Origin of the sequence: Corallococcus sp. AS-1-12, assembly GCF_020036995.1 — a bacterium.
Classification (GTDB): domain Bacteria; phylum Myxococcota; class Myxococcia; order Myxococcales; family Myxococcaceae; genus Corallococcus.
This window is the reverse complement of sequence record NZ_JAIQDD010000013.1, coordinates 1-17,137: the sequence shown is the minus strand read 5'-3', so window position 1 is coordinate 17,137 and position 17,137 is coordinate 1. Positions and strand designations below refer to the sequence as shown.

The following is a 17,137-nucleotide window of genomic DNA, read 5'->3' as shown; positions in this document are numbered from 1 at the left end:
TTGGTTGCTTCTGTGCATCCGGCCGGAGAGGCTGCCGCACCATGTCGCGCCTGATTGCCGCCCTCCTCGTCCTGTTCGCCCTGCCCGCCTCCGCCAAGGCTCCGAAGCTCACGCTGTTCATCAGCGTGGACGCCATGGGCAGCGACGTCCTGCTGCGAAACCGTCCGCGCCTCACGGGGGGGCTGGGCCGGCTGCTCTCCACGGGCGCGTTCTACCCCTACGCCCGGTACGCCTACGCGGAGGCCCGGACGGCCCCGGGGCACGCCACGCTGGCCACGGGCGCGAACCCCTGGCGCCACGGCATCGTGGACAACGACATCTACGACCGCGCGGCCGGGCAGGCGGTGCAGGTCTACACGGACCCGACGCATCCGGTGCTCAATGGGGAGACGCCCCCGGGGTCGGACACCAGCCCGGTGAACCTGTTGGCGGAGACGCTGGCGGACCGGCTGCGCGTGTCCACGCAGGGCCGGGGCAAGGTGGTGGCGCTGTCCTACAAGTCGCGGGCGGCCATCCCGCTGGCTGGCCGCCAGGGCCAGGCCTGGTGGTTCGACGAGGCGACGGGGCGGATGGTGACGAGCACCTGGTACGCCCAGACGGAGCCCGCGTGGATGCAGGCGTTCAACGCGCGAAAGCTGGCGGACGCGGGGTTCAGCAAGACGTGGGAGCTGCTGCGCCCACGCTCCGAGTACGTGGGCGAGGACGACCGCCCCATGGAGCCGGAGGCCTACGGCATGGGGCGCGTGTTCCCCCATGCGCTGAAGGGCGGGCAGCCGGCGCCCGGGCCGGCGTCGTACCGGGCGTTCGCGGTGTCGGGGTACTCGCACGACCTGCTGGTGCAGGCGGCGAAGGCGGCGCTGGAGGGCGAGGGGCTGGGCAAGGACGACGTGCCGGACATCCTGGCGGTGAGCTTCAGCGGGACGGACGCGGTGTTCCACGCGTTCGGGCCGTACTCGTGGGAGATGCAGGACACGATGCTGCGGTTGGACCAGGCGATGGGGGAGCTCATCGCCGCCGCCGAGCGCGCGGCCGGGGGCAAGGCGAACCTGGTCATCATGCTGTCGGCGGACCACGGCGGCGCGGAGATCCCGGAGGCATGGGCGCAGGCGGGCGTGCCGGCGGCGCGGCTCAATCCGGTGGAGGCGGCGAAGGGGCTGGCGCAGGAGCTGAAGGCGAAGTTCGGCGTGGACGTGACGGTGAAGCTGCTGGAGCTGGACGTGTACCTGGGCGGCAAGGCGCTGGAGGACGGCAAGGTGGACGCGGCGGCGGTGCGGCGCGCGGCGGCGGCGTGGCTGGCGAAGCAGCCCTATGCCGTCTGGGCGGTGGCCAAGGACGACCTGGACACGGCACCGGACCCGGGAGGCCTCATGGCTGCGACGCGCCGTGGCTACTACCCGGTGCGCAGCGGTGACGTGCTGTTCATGGCGAAGCCGTTCCAGGTCGTGAGCGACTATCCGCGCGGCACGAACCACGGCACGCCGTACTCGTATGACACGCAGGTGCCGGTGGTGTTCGCGGGCAAGGGCGTGAAGCCGGGGCTGTACCTGGAGGAGATCAACCCCGTGGACGTGGCCCCTACCCTGTCCGCGCTGCTGGAGATGGGGATGCCCGCGTCGGCGGAGGGCAAGCCTCGCGTGGAGGCGCTCACAGGCGCGCGATGAGCGGCCCCCGGGGCTGAAAAGCAGAGGGCAGGTCGAGCCGGCTTTCACCGGCCCGCCTGCCCATCTCCTGCGCGGTCGCTTCAGCCCTGCGCGGAGCGGGGCTTGCGCGCGGACTTCTTCGTCGTCGCGATCTCCAGCGACAGGTCCATGGCCCGCGCCGAGTGCGTCAGCGCGCCCATCGACACGAAGTCCACGCCCAGCTTCGCCAGCCGCGGCAGCCGGTCCAGCGTGACGCCGCCCGAGACTTCAATGGGCACGCGGTTCGCCGTCAGCTTCACCGCTTCGCGGATCTGCGCGTCGTCCATGTTGTCCAACATGATGACGTCCGCGCCCGCGGCGATGGCCTCCTCCAGTTGCTTGAAGTTGGTGACCTCCACTTCAATCTTCACCAGCCGGGGGCCGTTCAGCTTCGCGCGGCGCACCGCTTCGGTGATGTCTCCGCCCACCGCCGCGATGTGGTTGTCCTTGATGAGGATGCCGTCGAAGAGGCCGAAGCGGTGGTTGGACGCGCCGCCCATGCGCACCGCGTGCTTGGCCAACCCGCGCATGCCCGGCGGCGTCTTGCGCGTGTCCAGCACCCGCAGCTTCGAGCCTCGCACGGAGGTCATCGCCTGCTGGGCCAGCGTCGCGATGCCGGCGGCGCGCTGCACCAGGTTGAGCGCCGTGCGCTCCGCGGCCAGCAGCGAGCGCAGCTTGCCGTGGACGCGCGCGGCGACCACCTTCGGTTTGATCTCCTCGCCGTCGCGCTTGAGGACCTCCACCTCCACCTCCGCGTCCACCATGTGGAAGACGCGGACGAAGGCGTCCAGGCCGGCGACGATCATCTGCTCCTTCGCGACCAGCTCACCGCTGCCCTCCGCCTCGGCGGGGACCACCGCCAGCGAGGTGACGTCCCCCGCGGCACCCAGGTCCTCGTCGAGGGACAGCGCGATGAGCCGATCGAGATAATCCTGCTGCACTTCCGCCTCCTACCGGCGCGCCTTGCGAGCCGGCTTGCCCCGAGTGGTCTTCTTCGCCGCGGCCTTCTTCGCGGCGGACTTCTTGCCCGCCGCCTTCTTCGCCGAAGCCTTCTTCGCAGGGGCCTTCTTCACCGCCGCCTTCTTCGCGGCCGTCTTCTTGCCCGCCGCCTTCTTCGCGGAAGCCTTCTTCGCCGGAGCCTTCTTCGCGGCGGACTTCTTCCCCGCCGCCTTCTTCGCGGAGGCCTTCTTCGCCGGAGCCTTCTTCGCGGCCGTCTTCCTGCCCGCCGCCTTCTTCGCGGAGGCCTTCTTCGCGGAGGCCTTCTTCGCCGGGGCCTTCTTCACCGCCCTGGCCGCACCCTCCGGCGCCTCGCGGGTGTCGCCGCCCTCCTTGGCCCGGTCGAACTCGCGCATCGCGTCGTCCACGAGGCCCATGCTCATATACGCGACGCCGAGGTCGTGGTGGTCCGCCGCGGACAGGCCTTCCTTCGTGCCCTCGCGCAGCTTGTTGAGCGCCTCCTCCACCACCGGATCCGCGGCCTGGGGCTCCTGCGCGGCCTCCTCGGCTTCAATCTCGCCCTTCAGCTCCTGGCCCAGGTTCACCGCATCGTCCTTCGGTGCCTGCGGCTCGGCGGCCACCTTCACCTGGGCGGTCTCGGGCGCGACGGACTCGGACGCTTCAGGGGCTTCGGACTCGGTGCTGCCCGGTAACGGTGACGGCGTCTCGGACATGGGGGGCTCCGGGGCGATGCGCTGGAGGTGATCCTGCAGCTTGACCGTGCGCTCCTGGAGCTCCGCCACCCGGGCCTTGTCCTTCTCCACCACGTCCAGCGGAGCACGGGCCACGAAGTTCGGGTTGTCCAGCTTGCGCTGCAAACCGGCGAGTTCCTGCTCGGCGCGGGCGATCTCCTTCTTCAGGCGGTCGCGCTCCGCGTCCAGGTCCACCAGGCCCGCCAGGGGCACGTAGATCTCCAGGTTGCCGCTCACGAACGCCGCCGCCTGCGGAGGCTTGGCGCCCGGGGGGCCCACCACCACCTCGGACAGGCCCGCGAGCGGCAGCAGGTACGCGCGCCAACGCTCCAGGAGCTCGCGCGTCGTCGCGTCCGGGCACTGCACCACCGCCTTCACCTTGGCGGACGGCGGCAGGTTGCTCTCGCCGCGCAGCGTGCGCACGCCCTCGATGGCCGCGATGACCGGCGCCATCTCGCCTTCCGCGGCCGCGTCCACCCGCGCCGCCTCCGGCTCCGGATACGCCGCGATGCAGATGCTCTCCGTGGGCCGGGACATCGGCAGCTTCTGCCAGATCTCCTCGGTGATGAACGGCATGAACGGGTGCATCAGCCGCAGGATGCGGTCCAGGCACGTCACCAGCACCGCGCGCGTGGTGTCCTTGGCCTCCGCGTCGTCGCCGTACAGCGAGCCCTTCGCCAGCTCGATGTACCAGTCGCAGAACTCCGCCCACAGGAACTGGTACAGCGTGGACGCGGCCTCCGCGAAGCCGAACGCCTCCAGCGACGCGCGCGTCTCCGCGGTCGCCTTCTGCAGCCGGGAGAGGATCCACCGGTCCGCCAGCGTCAGCTTGCGGCCCTCCAGCGGCGTCTTGTCCAGGTTGAAGTCGCCCATGTTCATCAGGGCGAAGCGGCTGGCGTTCCACAGCTTGTTGCAGAACGCCTTGTAGCCACCCAGGCGGTCCATCGACAGCTTGATGTCACGGCCCTGCTGCGTGAGCGACGCCAGCGTGAAGCGCAGCGCGTCCGCGCCGTGCGCGGGCATGCCCTGCGGGAAGCGGTTGCGCAGGGACGGCTGCAGCGACTCCGCCTTCGCGCCGAGGATGACGTCCAGGGGATCAATCACGTTCCCCTTCGTCTTGGACATCTTCTCGCCCTTCTCGTCGCGCACCATCGCGTGCAGGTACACGGTGCGGAAGGGCACGTCGTTCATGAAGTGCAGGCCCATCATCATCATCCGGGCGACCCAGAAGAAGATGATGTCGTGGCCCGTCTCCATCACGGACGTCGGGTAGAAGGTCTGGAGGTCCGCCGTCTGCTTCGGCCAGCCCAGCGTGGAGAACGGCCACAGCGCGGACGAGAACCAGGTGTCCAGCACGTCCGGGTCCTGCGTCAGCTCCTTGCCGCCGCACTTGGGGCAGGACTCCGGCGCCGTGCGCGACACGATGACGTCCGCCGTGTCCTTCGAGCGCTCCTCCGCCGGGGTGCACGCCGCGCAGTACCACGCGGGGATCTGGTGGCCCCACCACAACTGGCGGCTCACGCACCAGTCGTGGATGTTGTTCATCCAGTGGAAGTACGTGTTCGTCCAGGACTCGGGGACGAACTTCGTGCGGCCCTCCTCCACCGCCTGGATGGCCGGCTTGGCCAGCGGTTCGATCTTGATGAACCACTGCGGCGACAGGCGCGGCTCCACCACCGTGGCGCAGCGCTGGCAGGTGCCCACGCTCAGCTTGTGCGGCTCCTCCTTCTCCAGCAGGCCCTGCTCCGTCAGGTCCGCCAGCACCTGCTTGCGCGCCTCCGCGCGATCCAGGCCCGCGTACTTGCCGGTGTCCTTCGTCATCCGCGCCGCTTCGTCCAGGATGGACAGCATCGGCAGCTTGTGGCGCAGGCCCGTCTGGTAGTCGTTGAAGTCGTGCGCGGGCGTGACCTTCACCACGCCGGTGCCGAACTCCATGTTCACCAGCTCGGCGTCCGCGATGACCGGAATCTCGCGGTCGGTGAGCGGCAGCGCCACGCTCTTGCCGATGAGGTCCTGGTAGCGCGGATCCTCCGGGTGCACGGCGACGGCCGTGTCGCCCAGCAGCGTCTCCGGGCGCGTCGTGGCCACGGTGAGGAAGCGCTCCGTGCCCTTCACCGGGTAGCGGATGTGCCAGAGCGAGCCGTTCTTCTCCTCGTGCTCCACTTCCAGGTCGGAGAGGGCCGTGCGGCAGGACGGGCACCAGTTGATGAGCTTCTGGGCCCGGTACATCAGGCCCTCTTCGTACAGCCGGACGAACACCTCGCGCACCGCGGCCGAGGACTGCTCGTCCATGGTGAAGCGCTCGCGGCTCCAGTCCAGCGACGCGCCCAGGTAGCGGTGCTGCTCGCCGATGCGCGCGCCGAACTTGCCCTTCCACGTCCAGACGCGCTCGAGGAACGCCTCGCGGCCCAGGTCGTGGCGGCTCTTGCCCTCCGTCTTCTTGAGCTCCTTCTCCACCACCATCTGCGTGGCGATGCCCGCGTGGTCCGTGCCCGGCAGCCAGAGCGCGTTGAAGCCGCTCATCCGCTTCCAGCGCGTGAGGATGTCCTGGATGGTCGCGGTGAGCGCGTGGCCGATGTGCAGGCTGCCCGTCACGTTGGGCGGCGGCAGCACGATGCTGAACGGCGGCTTGGAGGAAGGGGCTTGGGCGCGGAAGTAGTCACGCTCCAGCCAGTGGTTGTACCACCGCGCCTCCACCTCGGAGGGCTCGTAGGCCTTGGACAGTTCAGTCGTGTCAGTCATTGCAAGCGGCCGGCCCCCGACGGGGCCGGCGGGGAATCAGGGGGGACTGCGAATCAATGCTGGGTCTCGCGGTCCTTGATGAGCCGCTCCAGCTCTTCCCGGATGATGGTCTCCGCCAGTTGCGGAACGACCTCCCAGGCGATCTTCTCGATGACCTCGCGGGACGCCTTCGACAGCGCCTCGCGCAGCAGCGCCTCGCCGCCGTCCGCGGCCGGACGGGCGCGCGCGGGCGGCGTCGCCGGCGAGGGACCGCCGATGTCCAGGGAGATCTCCTCCGCGCCGCTGGGCTCGGGCAGCGAGTCCTCGATGCGGATGCTCTCCGTGCGGGCCTGCGCGGCGGGCGCGGCCGGAGCGCCCAGCCCGAACGGATCCCGCGCCCGGGCGGCCGGAGGCACCGCGGCGGGCGGAGGGGCGGACGGCAGCGGCGCGGCGCCCGGAGGACGCGGGAAGCCGCCCGGGATGTTCGGGGCGCCGGGGCCCGGAGGACGCGCGGCCATGCCCGGCGGCGGCGCACCCGGAGGACGCGCGCCCGGAGGCACGGCGCCCGGCGGAGGACGCGCGCCCGGAGGCATGGCGCCCGGCGGCGGCGCACCCGGAGGACGCGCGCCCGGAGGCACGGCGCCCGGGAGGGGACGCGCGGCGCCCGGAGGCGGCGGCACCCCCGCGCCCGGGGGACGCGCGCCCGGAGGCACGGCACCCGGCGGAGGACGCGCGCCCGGAGGCATGGCGCCCGGCGGCGGCGCACCCGCGGGACGCGCCCCCGGAGGCGCGGCGGCGGCGGGCGGCGGGGCGGCCGGGGCCACCGGAGCGGCGGTCTGGGGCAGCACGCGCGTCGCGGCGGACGCGGGCATCGTGTTGGACTTCTGGCCCACCAGGGCCTTCACCTTGTCCAGGAGGATCTGGCTCTCGAAGGGCTTGGTGATGTGATCATCCGCCCGGGCGGCCTTCGCGCGGTTCTCGTCGAACGCCTCGAAGGTGCCGGCCAGCAGCAGCACCGGGATGCCCTGCGTGGCGGGGTCGCTCTTGAGGGCCTCGCAGACCTCGTAGCCGCTCTTGCCCGGCATCATCACGTCGGCGAGCACCACGTCCGGACGCAGCTCGCGCGTGCGGGAGATGGCGTCCAGCCCGTTGTCCACCGCGGTCACCTGGAAGTCTTCCGTCGCGAAGATCATCCCGATCACCTTGCGGATGGTGAGCGAGTCGTCGGCGATCAGTAGATTCTTGGGCATCGGCTCCGGCCTCGGGGGGCGCATACCCCCCTGAATTCGTTTGAGATTTCGGGCGAGCAAGCCTGCCTGCACGCCCTGTGTCAATCGGAGAAGCTTAGGATTCGCGCTTTGGGCCGATCAAGAAAACATGCGCTGCAGGTCCAGTAACATCACCGGATCCGGCAGCCCGGGCGCCCGGAACGTCCCGGGCAGCTCGGCCGGCTTGAACTTCTGCAGCACACCGAGCACCCGGGTGGCCGCCAGCCCCACGTTCCGCCCCGCCATCTCCGTGAGGACGAACAGCTCCTCCACCCGGGCCGGCGCCCCCAGCAGCGCTGGAATCGAACAGATGGGCCACAGCGCCTGCGCGTGCGGATAGACGCCCGCCACCGGCCCGCTCTGCACCGGGAGCACGCTGAACGCCTCGCCCCGGGGCACCACCTGGGAGACGCACCCCAGCGGGACGCCGAACAGCACCCCCTGGGACTCCAGCACCAGCGCCCGCTCCGGGGGCTCGTCCGCCCAGTGCACGGGCCGGGGCTCCGGAGGGGCCGCGCGGGGGCCCGCCCGGTGCGGCAGCGCCTCGACGATCAGCTCCAGGTACAGCCGGTCCTTGTGCAGCACCGCGCCCCGGCTCAACGGCGCCAGCGAGTCCGCCAGGCCCGGGGGCAAGAGGAAGAACGGATCCCTCGCGACATCCGCGACCTCCACCACGGCGCGCACCCGCACCGCGAGCGTGGGGCTGACGTCCAGGACCACGACCATGCCCGGCACGTCCTCCGGCAGGCCGCCGAGCAGCGTGGAGAGGTCCTTCACTTCCAGTACGCCGCGCAGGCTCGCACCGCGCGCGCCCGGCATCGCGACCTCGATGACGGACGTGGCCTCCACCGCGTAGCGCGTCTCACCGGCCTCCACCAGCAGGCAGAGCCGCCGTCCGCTTTCAAAGGGCACGGCCGGGGACCCTAGCAGCCTTCCAGCGTTGGGTGCTAAGCCCTGAACAGTCATGGCGCGACTGCTCCTCGTCGACGACGAAAAGATCGCCCGCAACCTCTACGGCGACTACCTCACGGCCGCGGGACACCTCGTCACGGCGGTCCCCACCGTGGCGGACGCCAAGGCCGCCCTCTCCGCGGAGCGGTTCGACGCGGTGGTGACCGACCTCATCCTCCCCGGCGGCGACGGCATGGAGATCCTCCGCCACGTGCGCGAGCGCTACCCCGGCGTGGAGGTGCTGGTCATCACCGGCCTGGACAAGGTGGCCCCCGCGGTGCGCGCCATCAAGAGCGGCGCGGCGGAGTACCTGGTCAAGCCCGTGGCGCCGGAGGCCCTGGAGCACGCGCTGCGCCGCGCGCTCACCACGCGCGACCTGATGCGCGAGAACGCGTCCCTGCGCCAGCACGTCGCGCTCCTGGAGGCGGGCCAGCGCATCGCCACCACGCTCGATCGCGAGCGGCTGTCCACGGCCGCCGCGGACGCGCTGGAGTCCATGGCCAACGCCTCCGCGGTGATGCTCCTGGAGCGCGACCCCAACGGCACGGGCTTCCGCTCGCACGGCATGCGCGGGCTGCCGGTGGACCTGCACGAGGCCCTGGTGCCGCAGCTCATCGAGCGGCTCTCCGGCACGCGCGCGCCCGTGGCGCTCGACGGACTCCAGGTCCCCTGGCCGCGCACCCTCTCCTTCCCCGCCGTGGACGGCGACCTGGTGCTGGGCCACGCGGTGCTCTTCCACGACAGCGCGCCCGCGGAGCACCACGCGGAGACGGTGGGCTTCCTCGTGCGCAACTGGGCGCTGGCCCTGCGCAACCTGGGCCGCTTCGCCGCCGTGGAGGACCTGGCCTACGTCGACGACCTCACGCGCCTGTTCAACACGCGCTACCTGCACCTGGTGCTGGACCGCGAGGTGAACGAGGCCCTCCAGACGGAGCGCCCCTTCTCCCTGCTGTTCCTGGACCTGGACCGCTTCAAGGCCATCAACGACACGCACGGGCACCTGGTGGGCTCGCGCGTGCTGGTGGAGGCCGCGCGCGTGCTCAAGGGCTGCGTGCGCGACCCGGACGTGGTGGCGCGCTTCGGCGGCGACGAATACGTGGTGCTCCTGCGCGGCACGGACTCCGGCGGGGCCCTGAAGGTCGCCGAGCGCATCCGCCGCACCATGGAGACCCACCAGTTCCTGGGCCGCGAGGGGCTGGCGCTCAAGCTCACCACCTGCATCGGCGTGGCCAGCTTCCCGGAGCACGCCCAGGACAAGGACCACCTGCTGGACCTGTCCGACCGGGCCATGTACCGGGGCAAGCGGGGCACCCGGAACGTCGTCTACATGGCGGCGCAGGACCTGGAAGCCACCCCGGCCGAGCGCCGTCAGAATCCCCCGCCCCCGCAGGGCCAGGGCTGAGGAGCGGGCCGCGCGCTACTTGCGCAGGCTGCCCACGGTGAGGCGCTTGGGCAGCTCCACCTCCGCGGGCGCGCTGCCGCCGCCCTCACCCACCGCCTCCACCTCCTCGTGGGACGCGCCGGTGGTGATGAGGCGGTATTTCTGGGACGCCTCGCGGTCGTGCTGGGCCTGCTCCGGATCCAACCGCGCGATGAGCTGCCAGAAGAGGGCCGCGTGCTCGCGCTCCTCGTCCATGACGTGCCGCAGGATGGCCTTCGCCTCCTCGTTGTCCGTCGCGTCCAGGTGCGCGGCGTAGAGGTTGATGGCGTCCAGCTCCGCCTCGATGTTGAGCCGGATGGAGCGGGCCAGTTCGGAGTCCGTCAGCTTCCGGGGCACCAGCGAGTGGAACGGGTTCGTCTGCGGCATGAGGACCTCGGCGACCAGGGCCGGGCTGGAGGGCGTGCGTGAGCATCCGTTCGGCCGCGAGCGCGGTCAACCGAATCCCGCGGGGGGTGCGTTGCGCGTGAACACCCGCCTCCGTCATGCTCCCGCGCATGGAGACCCCCTCGCCGCTCGCGCAACTGCTCCAGGCCCTGGACGCGGGGGACCTGGAGAAGGCACGGCTCGCGGCCGTGGCGCTGCAACGCGCCAACGCCCACACCCACCAGGTCGCCGCGGAGGTCCTCCACGAGCTGCGCCAGCCCCTGCTGGGCGCGAAGGCCTACGCCCAGTTGCTGGCCGAGGAGGGGGGCTCCAGCGGCCCGCTGAAGCTGCTGCTCGCGCAGGTGGAGCGGATGGAGCAGATCGTCTCCGACTTCATCCGCCTGGCCAGCGAGCGGCCGGCCCCGCAGCAGCGGCTGGCCCTGGCCGCGCCCATCTGGGCGGCGGCGAAGGTGTTCAGCGTCAACCCGGACTCGGCGCGCATCTCCCTGGAGGTGGAGGCCCCCGAGGACCTCACCATCCAGGGCAACGCGCGGCTGATTGAGCAGCTCACGCTCAACCTGCTCAACAACGCCCGCGACGCCATGTCCGGCCGGGGCCGCGTGAAGGTGACGCTCGCGCGCGAGGGCGACTCCGCGGCCCTCTACGTGGCCGACTGGGGACCGGGCATCCCGGACGAGCTCAAGACGCGCATCTTCGAGCCCTACGTCTCCGCCAGCAAGCGCGGCACGGGCCTGGGGCTCGCCGTCTGCCGGCGCATCGCGCAGGAGCACCAGGCGCAGATTGCGCTGGTGCCGCCCACGACGCTGCGCGAGGTGCCGCCCCCCGCCACGGTGTTCCGCGTGCTCTTCCCGCCCACGGACGCGCCGCGCCCGCCGCGCAAGCGCCTGCTGGTGGTGGACGACGAGGGCATCATCCGGATGGTCTTCAAGGACCTGATGGTGAAGGAGTGCGAGGTCATCGAAGCGGCCACGGGCGAGGCCGCGCTCGAAATCCTCCGCGCGTCGCGCGTGGACCTCATCGTCACGGACAAGAACCTGCCCGGCATCTCCGGCCTGGAGCTGGCCCAGCACGCGCGCAAGCTGGACCCCGCGTCGCGCGTCATCCTGATGACGGGCTACCCCTCGCTGGTGACGACGCAGCAGGCGCTCCAGTTGGGCGTGGTGGACTACCTGCTCAAGCCCTTCGACGACATCCGCCAGGTGCGCGCGCTGCTGCGGCAGGCGCTGTACACGCCGTCCGCGCCGCCCGCCCCGGCCCCCAGCGCTGGCGTGCGCCGGGTGGACGTGCTGGAGGACAACCCGGCCACCGCGCGGCTGATTTCAGAGGCGCTGTCGCTGCTGGGGCTGGAGGCGCGCATCATCGCGGGCGCGGAGGTGGCCACCCTGGAGCCGCCCGTGGGCGTGGTGGTGTCGTGGGACTTCGCGCCGGCCTACGGCAAGAAGGCGCTGGAGCTGGCCCGGGGCCTGAGCCAGGGCGCGCCCTTCGTCGTCCTGGCGGAGCACCTCACCATGGAGACGGCGCTGGCGTCGCTGCGCGCCGGGGCCGCCGCGTGCCTGCCCAAGCTGCTCTCCGACACCCCGGCGCTCAGCCGCGAGCTGGCCCTGGCCTTCAAGAAGACCGCCTCCTGAAAAGACTCCGGCCCCGGGCGCCCCGCTCTCGCGAGGCCCACCGGGGCCGGAAAAACCCTTACGGGGCTACGGAGCCGTCACGCCGGCTCAGTAGTCCATGTCGTCGCCACCGTACTCCGGCATGGCGCCGCCACCCGCGCCGCCCTTGGCCTTCTTCTTGGGGCGCTCGGCGATCATCGCCTCGGTGGTGAGCAGCAGGGACGCCACGGAGGCGGCGTTCTGCAGCGCGGTGCGCTCGACCTTCGTCGGGTCGATGACGCCGGCCTTCTCCAGGTCCTCGTAGACCTCCGTGCGCGCGTTGAAGCCGAACGCGCCCGTGCCTTCCTTCACCTTGTTGATGACGACGGCGCCCTCGATGCCGGCGTTGCTGGAGATCTTGCGCAGCGGCTCCTGCAGCGCCTTGCGGATGATCTCCACGCCGAAGTCCTGCTCGCCGCCCAGCTTCAGGCCGTCCAGCGCCTTGAGGCTGCGGATGTAGGCCACGCCGCCGCCGGGGACGATGCCCTCTTCGACGGCCGCGCGGGTCGCGTGCAGCGCGTCCTCCACGCGGGCCTTCTTCTCCTTCATCTCCACTTCGGTCGCCGCGCCGACGTTGATGACCGCCACGCCGCCCACGAGCTTCGCCATGCGCTCCTGGAGCTTCTCGCGGTCGTAGTCGCTGGTGACCGTCTCGATCTGGGTGCGGATGAGCTTGATGCGGCCCTCGATGTCCGCCTTCTGGCCGGCGCCGTCCACGATGGTGGTGTTGTCCTTGTCCACCGTGATGCGCTTGGCGCGGCCCAGGTCCGTGAGGGTCAGGTTCTCGTACTTGTGACCCAGCTCCTCGCTCACCACCATGCCGCCCGTCAGCGTGGCGATGTCCTTGAGCATCTCCTTGCGGCGGTCGCCGAAGCCCGGCGCCTTCACCGCGGCCACGTTCAGCACGCCGCGGATCTTGTTCACCACCAGGGTGGCCAGGGCCTCGCCCTCGATGTCGTCCGCGATGATGAGCAGCGGCTTGCCCGAGCGCGCCACCTGCTCCAGCACGGGGATCATGTCCTGCATCGACGAGACCTTCTTCTCGCTGATGAGGATGTAGGGGTCGTCCATGACGACCTCCATGCGGTCGCGGTTCGTGACGAAGTACGGCGACACGTAGCCACGATCGAACTGCATGCCCTCCACCACGTCGAGCGTCGTCTCCAGGCCCTTGGCCTCCTCGACGGTGATGACGCCCTCCTTGCCGACCTTCTCCATCGCGTCCGCGATGGTCTGGCCGATGGTCTCGTCTCCGTTGGCGGAGATGGTGCCCACCTGCGCGATGGCCTGCTTGTCCGTGGTCGTCTTGGACATCTTCTTCAGCTCGGCGACCACCACCTCCACGGCCTTGTCGATGCCGCGCTTGAGGTCCATGGGGCTGTGGCCGGCGGCCACCAGCTTCAGGCCCTCCTCATAGATGGCGCGCGCGAGCACGGTCGCCGTCGTGGTGCCGTCGCCGGCCTTGTCGGAGGTCTTGGACGCGACCTCCTTCACCATCTGCGCGCCCATGTTCTCGAAGCGGTTCTCGAGATCGATCTCCTTGGCGACGGTGACGCCGTCCTTGGTGATGGTGGGCGAGCCGAAGCTCTTCTCGATGACGACATTGCGGCCCTTGGGACCGAGCGTCACCGCGACCGCATCCGCGAGGACCCGGACGCCGCGCAGGATGGAATCGCGCGCCGACTGATGGAAGAAGATTTCCTTCGCTGCCATCGTAACCTCCGATAATACTTGGGGAATTTCTACAAATGGGGATGGCCGTTAGCACTCGGCCATGTCGAGCGCCAACATAAGGGTCGCATCGACGATGTCAACGGAAAGGGGCAGGCGTGTGGGCCTGAGGACGCCTTCCGGCCCGCCCGGGTGGGGGGCCCGGGACGCCCGGGAAGGACCTACTCCGCGAAGCGCACGAGGTTGAGCAGTTGCCCCATGTCCAGGGGCTTCTGCAGGGTGATGGCGACACCCTTGCGCAGGCCCCGGTCGGAGATGTTGGCGTCCGTGCTGGCGGTCATCATCAGGACGGAGATGTTCTGGAAGCGGGGGTCCGCCTTCAGCATCTCCGTGAAGTGGATGCCGTCCAGGTGGGGCATCAGGTAGTCGGTGATGACCAGCCCCACGGGGTGACGCTCCATGATGTCCAGGGCCTGGAGCGCGTCCGACGCCGAGAACACGGTGTAGCCATGCATCTCCAGGTAGCGAGAGAGCATGGTGCACAGCTCGTAATCGTCGTCGACGACCAGGATGTTCACGGGGTTTGGGCCGAAACGGGGCGCTGGAAGGTAACAGCGACGCCGGTCGTTGACAACGCGAAGGGCGGCTTCTTAGCTGCCTGCCCGAATGGCGAAGCGCACGGCGAAGCAAGGGGAGGCGCGGGACGTGGACGCGCGGCTGGAGGGGGTGGCGGACGCCTTCGAGGCGAGGGACTTCGAGGCCGCGATCGCCAGCGTTGACGCCCTGCTCCGGGACGTTCCGGATTCACCAGAAGCCCTGCACTACCGGGCCGCCGCGCTGGTGGAGGTGGGCCGCCTGGAGGACGCCGGCAAGGCCTACGGCGCGGCCCTCAAGGTGGCCCCGGAAGACCTGGAGATCCTCTTTGGCGCGGCGGAGTTCCTCGTGTGCCGCACCGGCGAGGACCGCGAGGCGGTGGAGGAGGGGCTGGAGTGGTGCGGCCGGGGGCGGAAGCTGGCGCAGCGCGCCGACGACGTGGAGCTCGTCTACGAGTTCCTCCTCCTGGAGGGCATGGGCCTCAACCAGTTGGGGGAATGCGAGTCCGCGCTGAAGATATTGGACCAGGCGCTGACGCACATGCCGCGCTCTCCGGACGCGCAGTTGGAGCGGGGCATCGCGCTGTTCGAGCTGTGCCGCTTCCCGCCCGCGCAGGAGGCCTTCGAGCGGGTGCTGAAGGACGCGCCGGACGAGGCCTGGGCGCACCACTACCTGGGACTCATCGCGGAGCGGCGCGGGGACGCGAAGGAGGCGAAGCGGCGCTTCCTGCGGGCGCAGGCGCTGGCGCCGGAGGAATTGCCTCCGCCGGTGGCCCTGGAGGAGGCGGCGTTCGACCGCGCGGTGGAGGACGCGATGCGCGCCCTGCCCTCGCAGGTGAAGCAGTACATGGACAACGTGACGCTGGCGGTGGAGGACCTGCCGTCGGATGAGGACCTGCTGGGTCAGCAGCCGCCGCTGTCGCCGTGCATCCTGGGGGTGTTCCGGGGCACGCCGGTGGGCGAGCGCAGCGTGATGGACGCGGCGGATCACTTCCCGCCCTCCATCGTGCTGTACCAGCGGAACCTGGAGCGTTTCGCGCGCACCCGCGAGGAGCTCATCGAACAGATTGGCATCACGGTGATGCACGAGGTCGGGCACCTGATGGGTCTGGATGAAGACGACCTGTGGGAGCGGGGGCTGGACTAGCGCCGCGCTCCCCTGCCCTGATGCGTGCCATGCATGCATGGACGAAGCTGGGGCTGATGGCGGTGCTGGGCCTGACGGGCTGCCTGGGCGGCGGCGACGACGAAGGGCCGCGCACGTGTCCGCAGGTGGTGGTGTTCGCGCGCTCGGACACCGAGACGTGCAAGTCCTTCCCCACGCCATGTGACGTGCCGGAGGGATACGTCGAGTGCTGTGGCGGGCTCTTCGGGGGCTGCGCGGGGAACGTGTCCGGGAACACCTGCGTGGATGATCCCTCCGACACGTGCCAGCCCGGGGGCAGCGCGGACTGCCCGGGCATCTGCCAGTAGGCGTCAGGCGGCGTCCGTCTTTTCACCAGTGAAAACCAGACATGCACGCCAGGGCTGGAACCAGTGTGTTCCACGCTAAGGTCCCGGCCATCGCGAAGTCCAAGGAGGCTTGGGATGGTCAACGTGAGGCAGGTCGCGACGCGGCTGAAGAGTGCGTTCCTGGCGGACCCGGAGCGCTTCTACACGAACGAGACGGGGGCCTGGGTGGCGGGGCTGCCGGCGCCGCGGGACATCCGGGTGACGACGGGCCGGGAGCCCTTCTGGATCAACCTGGGCTACTGGAAGCACGTGGAGAAGGTGGACGACACCAACGTGGAGCGCGTCGGGGAGCTGTTCCGGTCCGCGCAGGCGGAGATGGCGCGCCTGTTGGCGAGGACGGCGAAGCTGGGGCCCGGGGATGCCGTCTTGGACTGCGGCTTCGGGTACGCGGACCAGGACCTGCTGTGGGCGGAGGAGTTCAAACCCGCGAGCATCCTCGGGGTGAACATCACGCCGAACCAGGTGAAGGTGGGCCGGGAGCGCGTGAAGCTGACGGGGCTGGAGGGCGTGGTCCGTCTGGAGGTGGGGTCCGCCACGGCGCTGCCGGGGCCCGCGGGCGCGTTCGACGTGGTGTTCGCGCTGGAGTCCGCGATGCACTTCCGGACGCGGCAGGACTTCCTGCGCGAGGCCTTTCGGGTGTTGAAGCCGGGAGGCCGGCTGGTGATGGCGGACATGGCGCAGAAGACGGACCGTGAAGCTGGAGCAGGACTCCGCGCGCGGCTGCGCTACCGCTACTGGCGGGGGCGGATTGCCTTCCCGGAGGAGAACGTCTGGTCGACGGAGCGCTACCTGTCGGAGCTGCGGCGTGCGGGGTTCCAGGACGCGAAGGTGGAGTCCATCGCGGACGACGTGTACCCGGCGGTGAACACGGCGCTGGTGGCGCTGCGGGGCATGACGCAGTTGGAGCAGAGGCCGGGGAGCACCTCCCTGCACCAGGTGCGCGCGGACGTGCACAAGGCGATGCGGATGACACTGGAGCAGCTCCAGTGGCCCGCCCTGTTCAACTGCGATGAATACGCCGTGGTGTTCGCGCGCAAGCCGTGACGGTGGTTGACGGACCGGCACGGAGCGGCGGTAATCGGAAGCGGTAGGGCCTCCGGACCTGGTGGCCGGCCCGGTCTTCAAAACCGGTGAGGGGCTGCGAGAGCAGTCCCTGGCGAGTTCGATTCCCGTGCCCTACCGCCAATGTTTCCAAGGGGTTACGCCCCATCTGCCCTGCGGATACCGTACCCTGCTGCGTCCAGGCGCGTCCAGACCAGTCCACTCGACTGCGTTACCGCTGCGTTACTGCACAGCAGGTAACGGCCAGGACTCAGCAACGGGCTCCATCAGGGGAACATCACGTTGCCAAACACGACAGTGCGCGGCCCGTCTTCCTCCCAGAGCTTGAGGGAGAAGGGACCTCGGGTTGTTTCTGGTGAGGCCTCGGCTTCCACAACAACTCGACCGTCGTTTCCTCCTCGAATTGGCATTCGTTGCCACACGCGGATCACCTTCAACTCCACGCCGGCCTTGCCTCGAAGCGTTGCCCCGTTCGCAACCCATGGCAAGGCTCCCGCCTTCACCACTAGCTGGATTTCCAC

Annotated in this window: 14 protein-coding genes and 1 tRNA gene; 7 read left to right on the top strand and 8 right to left on the bottom strand. The window is 70.3% G+C overall.

The window, feature by feature from the left end:
• Nucleotides 1-41 precede the first annotated feature (41 nt).
• Nucleotides 42-1,661, top strand: coding sequence for an alkaline phosphatase family protein (locus K8556_RS21265; protein WP_223741905.1), 1,620 nt, complete (start codon nt 42-44; stop codon nt 1,659-1,661).
• Nucleotides 1,662-1,741: 80 nt separating this feature from the next.
• Here K8556_RS21265 and nadC read toward each other — a convergent pair whose 3' ends face one another.
• The 4 genes from nadC to K8556_RS21245 form a co-directional block, all read right to left on the bottom strand.
• Nucleotides 1,742-2,620 (bottom strand): carboxylating nicotinate-nucleotide diphosphorylase, encoded by an 879-nt coding sequence (nadC, locus tag K8556_RS21260; RefSeq protein ID WP_223741904.1) that lies wholly within the window; start codon nt 2,618-2,620, stop codon nt 1,742-1,744.
• A 9-nt stretch (nt 2,621-2,629) separates the two neighbouring features.
• The gene (locus tag K8556_RS21255; RefSeq protein WP_223741903.1) at nt 2,630-6,109 is read right to left on the bottom strand and encodes a valine--tRNA ligase; all 3,480 of its coding nucleotides are present in this window, start codon (nt 6,107-6,109) and stop codon (nt 2,630-2,632) included.
• Nucleotides 6,110-6,162: 53 nt separating this feature from the next.
• Nucleotides 6,163-7,338, bottom strand: a complete 1,176-nt coding sequence (locus tag K8556_RS21250; protein WP_223741902.1) for a PleD family two-component system response regulator — start codon at nt 7,336-7,338, stop codon at nt 6,163-6,165.
• Between the two features lie 117 nt (nt 7,339-7,455).
• A complete protein-coding gene (locus K8556_RS21245; RefSeq protein ID WP_255651997.1) occupies nt 7,456-8,322 on the bottom strand; it encodes a chemotaxis protein CheW in 867 nt (288 codons plus the stop codon).
• On the opposite strand from K8556_RS21245, the gene K8556_RS21240 reads away from it, so the two are divergent.
• Nucleotides 8,321-9,709, top strand: a complete 1,389-nt coding sequence (locus K8556_RS21240; RefSeq protein WP_223741900.1) for a diguanylate cyclase — start codon at nt 8,321-8,323, stop codon at nt 9,707-9,709. The two genes, K8556_RS21245 and K8556_RS21240, sit on opposite strands and share 2 nt — an antisense overlap.
• A 15-nt stretch (nt 9,710-9,724) precedes the next feature.
• On the opposite strand, the gene K8556_RS21235 is transcribed toward K8556_RS21240, so the two are convergent.
• Nucleotides 9,725-10,114 (bottom strand): demethoxyubiquinone hydroxylase family protein, encoded by a 390-nt coding sequence (locus tag K8556_RS21235; protein WP_223741899.1) that lies wholly within the window; start codon nt 10,112-10,114, stop codon nt 9,725-9,727.
• Nucleotides 10,115-10,242: 128 nt separating this feature from the next.
• Here K8556_RS21235 and sinK point away from each other — a divergent pair, with 128 nt between their 5' ends.
• On the top strand, nt 10,243-11,760 hold the full coding sequence (gene sinK, locus K8556_RS21230; RefSeq protein WP_223741898.1) for a hybrid histidine protein kinase/response regulator SinK: 1,518 nt from the start codon (nt 10,243-10,245) through the stop codon (nt 11,758-11,760).
• Between the two features lie 87 nt (nt 11,761-11,847).
• Here the strand turns inward: sinK and groL are convergent, their stop codons facing one another.
• Nucleotides 11,848-13,491: a chaperonin GroEL gene (gene groL, locus K8556_RS21225; protein ID WP_223741897.1), complete on the bottom strand. Its 1,644-nt coding sequence runs from the start codon at nt 13,489-13,491 to the stop codon at nt 11,848-11,850.
• A 179-nt stretch (nt 13,492-13,670) separates the two neighbouring features.
• Nucleotides 13,671-14,027, bottom strand: a complete 357-nt coding sequence (locus K8556_RS21220; protein ID WP_120546639.1) for a response regulator — start codon at nt 14,025-14,027, stop codon at nt 13,671-13,673.
• A gap of 88 nt (nt 14,028-14,115) precedes the next feature.
• Between K8556_RS21220 and K8556_RS21215 the strand changes: the two genes are divergently transcribed.
• From K8556_RS21215 to K8556_RS21200, 4 genes are all read left to right on the top strand, one after another.
• A complete protein-coding gene (locus tag K8556_RS21215) occupies nt 14,116-15,189 on the top strand; it encodes a metallopeptidase family protein (protein WP_223741896.1) in 1,074 nt (357 codons plus the stop codon).
• Nucleotides 15,190-15,218: 29 nt separating this feature from the next.
• Nucleotides 15,219-15,515: a hypothetical protein gene (locus tag K8556_RS21210; RefSeq protein ID WP_223741895.1), complete on the top strand. Its 297-nt coding sequence runs from the start codon at nt 15,219-15,221 to the stop codon at nt 15,513-15,515.
• 114 nt (nt 15,516-15,629) lie between these two features.
• Nucleotides 15,630-16,598 (top strand): cyclopropane-fatty-acyl-phospholipid synthase family protein, encoded by a 969-nt coding sequence (locus K8556_RS21205; RefSeq protein WP_223741894.1) that lies wholly within the window; start codon nt 15,630-15,632, stop codon nt 16,596-16,598.
• A gap of 42 nt (nt 16,599-16,640) precedes the next feature.
• Nucleotides 16,641-16,739, top strand: a tRNA-Sec gene (locus K8556_RS21200).
• A 143-nt stretch (nt 16,740-16,882) separates the two neighbouring features.
• Here the strand turns inward: K8556_RS21200 and K8556_RS21195 are convergent.
• A partial coding sequence (locus tag K8556_RS21195) for a DUF2381 family protein (RefSeq protein ID WP_223741893.1) occupies nt 16,883-17,137 on the bottom strand: 255 nt, incomplete at its 5' end.

Coding starts and splice junctions, on each gene's coding strand:
- K8556_RS21265 (WP_223741905.1), top strand. CDS start 42: ATGTCGCGCCTGATTGCCGCCCTCCTCGTCCTGTTCGCCCTGCCCGCC.
- K8556_RS21255 (WP_223741903.1), bottom strand. CDS start 6,109: ATGACTGACACGACTGAACTGTCCAAGGCCTACGAGCCCTCCGAGGTG.
- K8556_RS21250 (WP_223741902.1), bottom strand. CDS start 7,338: ATGCCCAAGAATCTACTGATCGCCGACGACTCGCTCACCATCCGCAAG.
- K8556_RS21240 (WP_223741900.1), top strand. CDS start 8,321: ATGGCGCGACTGCTCCTCGTCGACGACGAAAAGATCGCCCGCAACCTC.
- K8556_RS21245 (WP_255651997.1), bottom strand. CDS start 8,322: ATGACTGTTCAGGGCTTAGCACCCAACGCTGGAAGGCTGCTAGGGTCC.
- K8556_RS21235 (WP_223741899.1), bottom strand. CDS start 10,114: ATGCCGCAGACGAACCCGTTCCACTCGCTGGTGCCCCGGAAGCTGACG.
- sinK (WP_223741898.1), top strand. CDS start 10,243: ATGGAGACCCCCTCGCCGCTCGCGCAACTGCTCCAGGCCCTGGACGCG.
- groL (WP_223741897.1), bottom strand. CDS start 13,491: ATGGCAGCGAAGGAAATCTTCTTCCATCAGTCGGCGCGCGATTCCATC.
- K8556_RS21215 (WP_223741896.1), top strand. CDS start 14,116: ATGGCGAAGCGCACGGCGAAGCAAGGGGAGGCGCGGGACGTGGACGCG.
- K8556_RS21210 (WP_223741895.1), top strand. CDS start 15,219: ATGCATGCATGGACGAAGCTGGGGCTGATGGCGGTGCTGGGCCTGACG.
- K8556_RS21205 (WP_223741894.1), top strand. CDS start 15,630: ATGGTCAACGTGAGGCAGGTCGCGACGCGGCTGAAGAGTGCGTTCCTG.